This window comes from Idiomarina sp. UBA4206, assembly GCF_002383015.1.
Lineage (GTDB): Bacteria > Pseudomonadota > Gammaproteobacteria > Enterobacterales > Alteromonadaceae > Idiomarina > Idiomarina abyssalis.
On record NZ_DFTS01000037.1, the window covers coordinates 74,050 to 74,914 of the forward strand.

Consider the following 865-nt stretch of genomic DNA (forward strand, 5'->3'; position numbering starts at 1 on the left):
CTAAGCAATGTTTTTGCTCTTTTAGCCTGGTTCACAATACTCATTAACCTACCCGCCTGGTCTCTGGGTCTGCAAATGCTCGGTTTTGTTTTAGTCCTTTTCTTTGAACAAAAACTCGCCCGCAGCTCCGCCATGACTTCTTATATGGGCTACTATCGTATTCGCGTTTTATTAACAACAGCCGTTGTTGTCTGCCAGTTACTGGTATTCGGCAACCATATTTTGTAACGCTACTTGGTCTGGTGGTAACGAGCCAGAGTCTCGGCGTAAATAAGGCGCACGTCCTTACTGAACTTTTCAACAGAATAGTCACGGGCAAACGCCAGAGCATTGTCTGAAAGGCTCTGGCGCAAATCCGTATCATCCAGAATTTGTTTAACCCGCTCACACCATAACGACTGCTTAGCCGGTGTTTTGTAACCGTTATGCCCATCTTCAACGACATCATCAATACCGCTTGATCGCACCGCAACCACCGGCAGACCGGCAGCCATCGCTTCCAGAATAACCATACCCTGAGTCTCCGACTGAGACGCAAATAAAAATGCGTCACCGAGTCGGTACCAGGCGGCCATCTGCTCAGGAGGAACAGCACCCACCAGGGTAATGTGCTGCTGCAGGTTCATGTCGTCAATGCGCCCCTGTAATCTGCGACGCTGATGGCCGTCACCCACTATCAACAACCGGAATGCTTTATCCGTCTGCTCCTTCAATTGCGCCATGGCGTCTATCATGAAGTCGATATTCTTTTCATTAGAGAGCCGGGAAACGCTGACAAAAACGGTTTCGTCGCCAATATTCTGCTGTTTACGCAAGTCCTCAACCTGTTTCGAGTCAACCTGCTGAAAGCGATCAAACTCAATGC

General features: G+C 48.9%; 1 protein-coding gene and 1 pseudogene. One reads left to right on the forward strand and one right to left on the reverse strand.

Features of this window, described 5'->3' with window-relative positions; all coding sequences use genetic code 11:
- Positions 1-228: pseudogene (locus tag B3180_RS07920) on the forward strand (DUF3429 domain-containing protein); the annotation flags it as partial.
- 2 nt (positions 229-230) lie between these two features.
- On the opposite strand, the gene B3180_RS07925 reads toward B3180_RS07920, so the two are convergent.
- A partial coding sequence (locus tag B3180_RS07925; RefSeq protein WP_286843899.1) for a glycosyltransferase occupies positions 231-865 on the reverse strand: 635 nt, incomplete at its 5' end.